The organism is Phocaeicola sp. RTP21359st1_B8_RTP21360_211022, assembly GCF_040911965.1.
Classification (GTDB): domain Bacteria; phylum Bacteroidota; class Bacteroidia; order Bacteroidales; family Bacteroidaceae; genus Phocaeicola; species Phocaeicola vulgatus.
On the sequence record NZ_JBDFXP010000048.1, the window covers coordinates 26282 to 32740 of the forward strand.

Sequence of the window (6459 nt, forward strand, 5' to 3'; positions counted from 1 at the left end):
CCATGAAAGAAAAAAATACTTTCCCCTCAAAAAGAAAAAGCATCTTTTATTTGATACTTTGCCTGATAGCTACTCTGTTTGTAAGTTCATTCATCTATTTCCTTGTGTTACATCCATTGTTGGACAACAAAATAGTGAGGATATCGATCAACATTGGATGGACTTGCTTCTGTCTGTATGCCTTTAAGAAACTGACGCAACGCCACACCCTTTGGTGGCGCGCAGTAGATGAGAACCCGAATAAACCCAAAATGAATTGATCTATGCCAATTATAGTAAATTTAGACGTAATGATGGCGAAACGAAAAATTTCGCTGGGAGATTTAGCCGAGAAGATAGACCTGACTCCTGCTAACCTTTCCATATTGAAAACCGGGAAAGCGAAAGCCATCCGTTTCTCTACCCTTGAGGCTATTTGCAGGGAACTAAATTGCCAGCCCGGAGATATTTTAGAATATAGAGAAGAAGGTGAATAATATAAACAGCCACATATACAAACACTCTGATACCATAAAATTCTCATATCTTTAATCCGGATACTCTGACCGATAAAGCATTTCAATTGCCATACCGGCAGAGTATTTTCACCTTATACCTAAAATTTTCTTATCACTTCCCGACACGCTTTAGCCAATATTCCCTAAAAATACACTACTGATAAAAACAAATATTGCATAAGCACCATATAATCCCATGATTATCCGTATCTTTGCAGCGAATTAGATATTTGAAAATAAATGAAGACATTTGAAGAGTTAGGCGTTTCCCCGGAAATACTAAAAGCGATTAAAGAAATGGGATATGAGAATCCCATGCCGGTACAAGAAGAAGTAATACCGTATTTATTGGGAAACGGCAACGATGTAGTAGCCCTAGCACAAACAGGGACTGGAAAAACAGCCGCATTTGGTCTGCCGCTTATCCAAAAAGTTGACGTAAAGCACCGTGCACCTCAAGCACTAATTTTATGCCCCACACGCGAATTGTGCTTGCAGATTGCAGGCGATCTGAACGATTACTCCAAGTACATTGACGGGCTGAAAATCCTTCCCGTATATGGTGGTTCATCCATCGAAAGCCAAATACGCATGTTGAAAACAGGCGTACATATTATTGTGGCTACTCCCGGACGACTGATTGATCTAATAGAAAGAAAGGTTGCCAAACTAGAAACGATTACAGATGTAGTAATGGACGAAGCCGATGAAATGCTGAATATGGGATTTACTGATAGCATAAATGCTATCCTTGAAAAAGTTCCTGAAGACCGGAATACCTTGATGTTCTCGGCTACCATGAGTCCGGAAATCTCACGCATCGCCAAAAAATATCTGCATGACGCAAAAGAAATCACTATCGGTACCAAAAATGAGGGCAGTAAAAACGTCAATCACATAGCCTATTTAGTACACGCTAAAGACAAATATGCCGCATTGAAACGTATCGCGGATTATTATCCACAGATTTATGGCATCATTTTCTGTCGTACCCGTAAAGAAACTCAGGAAATTGCAGATAAATTAATACAAGACGGTTATAACGCAGACTCTTTGCACGGTGAGCTCTCACAAGCCCAGCGCGACTTAGTGATGCAAAAATTCCGCCAACGCCATTTACAGCTTTTAGTTGCTACCGACGTAGCAGCCCGTGGCCTAGATGTAAATGACCTTACTCATGTCATTAATTATGGCTTGCCCGATGATATAGAAAGCTATACTCATCGTAGTGGTCGTACAGGACGTGCCGGAAAAACAGGTATTTCTATTGCCATCATCAACCTTCGCGAAAAAGGAAAGATGCGTGAGATAGAACGAATCATCAACAAAAAATTTATCATGGGTGAGATGCCCAGTGGTAAACAAATTTGCGAGCAGCAATTGATTAAATTGATAGATGACATAGAAAAGGTAAAAGTAAACGATGAAGAAATTGAATCCTTCCTACCCGGAATCTATCGTAAACTGGAATGGCTTTCAAAGGAAGATCTGATAAAGCGCGTGGTGTCAATGGAATTTAACCGCTTCTTGGAATACTATAGTAACGCTCCGGAAATAGAAATTCCCAGCACAAATGACCGTCGCAGCGAACGTGGCTCCAAAGAACGCAAGGATCATGGCAGTGCTCGTGAAAAGACAGAGCGTAAAGCAGAAAAAGGATACACCCGTCTATTCCTGAATGTAGGAAAGACAGACGGTTTCTATGCCAACCAAATCATAGAACTGATTAACCGCAACATGAAGAAGCAACGTACTACCATCGGACGAATAGACCTGATGCAGAATTTCTCTTTCTTCGAAGTAGCAGAAAATCAGGCACAGGACGTGATTAAAGCATTGAACAAGGTTAATCTGAATGGCGGCCGGAAAATTGTAGTAGAAGTTGCCGGTGACAATAATGGCAAAAACGACAATGGCGAACGCAGAAGCAGTGCAGCAAGGAATGCTTCATTCGGCAAAAAAAGTGACAGGTCCAATAAAAAAACGACCTCAAAAGAAGGAAGACCCAGCCGTGCGGAACGTGGCTACATTGAAGAACGCGGTCCCAAAACGAAAGACGACTGGAAACAATTCTTTAACAGCGATAACAATAAGAAAAAGAAATCCAAGAAATGAGGAAGCCAACTTCATGAAAGAGAATTGGACATAGTAGAAATATGCAAATAACATCCACTTCTCTCGAATAATAGCGGAGCAGGCAGAATTGAAACAACCTGTCATTTCAAGGACATTCCGCAAATAACACGATAAATCCAACTGACTTATAATGAATCAGTTGGATTTATCGTGTTATTCAAAAAAAGATTTACCGAATATCCTTGTTTACATCGAATTAATATTAACAGTTTTTTTGCCATCTTTCCGGATGAAAGATTATATGACAAACTATCGGAACTTTGACATACCCAAGCTTCCTGTCATTTCATACTTTTCTTTTAGTCTGTCAATTTCAGTTCATCGATCAAACGGGAAGCTTTCCCATATTTTTCAATCATGTAAAGAACATAGCGGATATCCACCCCGATACAACGCTGCAAATTAGGTTCAAAAACAATATCTCCACTCATTGCTTCCCAATTCCCGTCAAAAGCAAGACCTATTAATTCCCCTTTTCCATTAAACATTCCACTACCGGAATTCCCTCCCGTTATATCATTATCCGAAATAAAGCAAACATTCATATTACCATCTCCGGTAGCATAACGTCCGAAATCCTTCCTTCTCAAGCATTCGACTACAGAAGGAAGCACATCGAAATCACTATCTCCCTTATACTGCCTTATCTTGTCAAAAATACCTTTTGTCGTCGTAAAATAAGAATATTCAATAGCATCTTTCGGTGAGTAACCACCCACCATGCCAAAACTCAGACGCATAGTAGAATTAGCATCCGGATAAAACACCCTATCTGCCTCCATCTCACGCATTGCTTCATTCAACAAACGTTCATTTTTCTCAATATTCATACTAGCTTCTTCCACCGACTGATTGAATTCATAAAATTTCACCAACATATCAATAGCAAAAGAAGCCGCAGGGTCATCAAACAAGACATAAGTGGTATCTCCCTTCACCACCTGTTCAAACCCATGCGGTGTCTCTAAAGAGGAACGAGCATACAAATCATCTACATAAGCTTGGTAATCACCTTTAAAATCTTTCTCTATCAATGGATAAACATCAGGTAAAAACTCCTTGCCTACCTCAGCCGCATATTCTTTCAACATAGCCACAAAGACTTGTTTATCCACACTTATATCCATATTGGCATAAATCTCCAACAATTGCCGCATATTACGCTCCAAATCACTCTCCTCTGCCTCAAAATCAAAATTCAGTACAGCCAAGGCTGCCGTAATCAACTCCGGTCCATTAGCAAATGTTTCTCCAAAATATGCCATAGCCCGCGCCGCATTTCTACGATTACGATAATTCAGCTCCAGTTCAGTCAGAACCCTTGCATATTTGCTTCGCTTATCAGGTTCCCGACGGATCCATTCTTGCAACTGGCGCTCCAAAGCTTGTTTTTTCTCTATCACTTTCAACTCTTTTACCGCTTGATTCATGCCTATACTATTCTTCCAATAGTTAGAGCTTTGTGCATACTTGGAAGCATATTTAATGCGGATATCATCACTTTTTTCCATTGCATTTTTCCAGATAGCCTGCTTGATGGTACGGACATTAATCATAGCGGCATTATCCGTATTAATCCTTTCGTCTATCCCAAATGAAGACAAATACCTGCTGGTAGAACCGGGATATCCCATAGTCATGCAAAATGAACCTTGTTCATACCCGCCCAAAGAAACAGGAGCAAAATAATCCGGATGATAAGGCACATTCTCCGGAGAATAAGCTGCCGGTTGATTATTCTGATCAGCATAAATACGGAAAACAGAGAAATCCCCGGTATGGCGGGGCCATACCCAATTATCTGTATCCCCGCCAAACTTGCCTACAGAAGAGGGAGGAGCAAACACCAGACGAACATCATAATAATCTTTATACACAGACAGATAAAACTCATTACCACCATAAAAAGGAGTTATCTCAGCACGCAGCAACGTATCATTCGCCACAGCTTCCTGAGCAAGCAATGTGGAAATAGAATCCACAATCAGCGCACGGTCATTTTCCTTTGTTCCGACTGGAATAGCTTGCAACACACGCTCCGTCACATCCTCTGTGCGTATCAGAAAACTGACAAATAAATCCGGATTAGGAAGCTCCTTACTTAAGGAGTCGGCTACAAAACCATCTCGCAAATAATCATGCTCCACAGAACTATGCTGCTGAATGGCATCATACCCACAATGGTGGTTAGTAAAAACCAAGCCATCCGGAGATACAACAACCCCCGAGCAAAAACCTCCAAAACTAACAACAGCATTAGCCAATGCTTTTCCTCCGGGATTATACAATTGTTCAGATGAAAGTTCCAATCCCATTTCTTTCATCACTTGTTGAGTTTGTTTGCTAAGGCAACAAGGAAGCCACATTCCCTCATTACCCCATATACATAAAGGCAGGAAAGACAGCAGCAATAGTAGTTTTTTCATGGTTTTATTCTACAATTAATTTAAGTTTTTTCGCCCCGACACGTGCCTTCAACCATTTGGAAATCTTTTCCTGTTCTTTTCCTACAGGTTTTTTACTGAATTTCATCAAGACTATTGTCAATGTGTCCGTTTGGGTTGAGTCTACCTGCAATTCCACAGTCTTCGCCATGGCTATAGCTTCTGCTGCAGGATAAAGTACTTTAAGTTCGGGAATTATCTTTTTATCTACGGTATTGTATGCGGCATATACATTAAGTTCGTTTTCCAAAGACTTAATCTTTTCCTGCTGCTCCAGCAAACGTTTCTCACTATTCTTATAAAAGTCCTCCATCACTTGCGCCTTTATACTGCCAATATCCATCGCATCATTATTCATTCCTTGAAGAACAACCAGTTTGGTTCCTGCCAGATTAAAAAGTTTCAAGTTATCCCTTGCGGTTGCTATTTCTGTTTCCGAAACCTCATTGCCTATTAGCACAACACGTATTTCCTTCTTCTCGAAAGAAATCTTCCGGTCTATTACTTGGGTATTATTAAAATTCAGCTCCTCGTTGATAAAGTTGTTGGCAGAAGCTTCATAAATAGTACTTTTTACAATGCCATAAGTCAGATAAACAGCAGGACACATCGTAGCCAAAGTAATAAAAATAATATATTTCTTTACCAATTTCTCACGCTCCTTATCCACAAACTCCTTACGTTGGAAATGCATGACACGCACCCCGATAAAAGTAGCCAGACTGATAAATACTGAATTGATAAAATACAAATAGAACGCACCTAAAAAATAAAGTAAATTTCCGGTAGCAAGCCCAAATCCGGCAGTACACAAAGGCGGCATCAAAGCCGTAGCAATAGCTACCCCCGGAATAACATTCCCCTTCTCCTTTGTAGACAAGGCGATAATACCGGCCAAGCCACCGCATAAAGCTATAAGCACATCATATATAGTAGGAGAAGTACGTGCCAGCAACTCCGATTGTACTTCATCCAACGGAGTCAGCGAAAAATAAATCGTGGATGTAATCACACTAAATACAGTCGCCACCAAATAACTTTTCAGAGAACGTTTCAACAGTTCAAAATCATTCTGTCCGATAGCCAGCCCCACTCCCATAATCGGCCCCATCAGCGGAGATATCAACATAGCACCGATAATCACTGCCGTAGAATTCACATTCAAGCCCAATGAAGCAATAAAAATTGCGAATATAAGAATCCACAAATTAGTTCCTTTGAACTCAACACCGTTACGAATACTTTCTACAATCAAGGCTTCATTATCCTTATCCTTGCGCAAATCAAGATATTCACCAAAGAACTGCTTTATATAAGGCACATTCTTCAAATCATTCTTCAGGTCACTCATAGCTATTTCTTTATGTATCGGTTTATAACAG

The 6459-nt window shown here is 40.3% G+C and carries 5 protein-coding genes; 3 read left to right on the forward strand and 2 right to left on the reverse strand.

Annotation, left to right across the window (positions count from 1 at the left end):
• Window positions 1–2: 2 nt before the first annotated feature.
• The 3 genes from AB5062_RS19035 to AB5062_RS19045 all read left to right on the forward strand — a co-directional run bounded on the left by AB5062_RS19035 (window position 3) and on the right by AB5062_RS19045 (window position 2612).
• The gene (locus AB5062_RS19035; RefSeq protein ID WP_016271094.1) at window positions 3–260 is read left to right on the forward strand and encodes a hypothetical protein; all 258 of its coding nucleotides are present in this window, start codon (window positions 3–5) and stop codon (window positions 258–260) included.
• Window positions 261–263: 3 nt separating this feature from the next.
• The gene (locus AB5062_RS19040; RefSeq protein ID WP_011965126.1) at window positions 264–476 is read left to right on the forward strand and encodes a helix-turn-helix transcriptional regulator; all 213 of its coding nucleotides are present in this window, start codon (window positions 264–266) and stop codon (window positions 474–476) included.
• A gap of 261 nt (window positions 477–737) precedes the next feature.
• Entirely contained in the window at window positions 738–2612 is a 1875-nt protein-coding gene (locus AB5062_RS19045; RefSeq protein WP_005838746.1) for a DEAD/DEAH box helicase, read from the forward strand.
• A gap of 320 nt (window positions 2613–2932) precedes the next feature.
• Here the strand turns inward: AB5062_RS19045 and AB5062_RS19050 are convergent, their stop codons facing one another.
• Window positions 2933–5059 carry a S46 family peptidase gene (locus AB5062_RS19050; RefSeq protein ID WP_100263019.1) on the reverse strand — a complete coding sequence of 709 codons (2127 nt, stop codon included), beginning with the start codon at window positions 5057–5059 and terminating at the stop codon, window positions 2933–2935.
• 4 nt (window positions 5060–5063) lie between these two features.
• A complete protein-coding gene (locus AB5062_RS19055; protein WP_115648982.1) occupies window positions 5064–6428 on the reverse strand; it encodes a TIGR00341 family protein in 1365 nt (454 codons plus the stop codon).
• Window positions 6429–6459 lie beyond the last annotated feature (31 nt).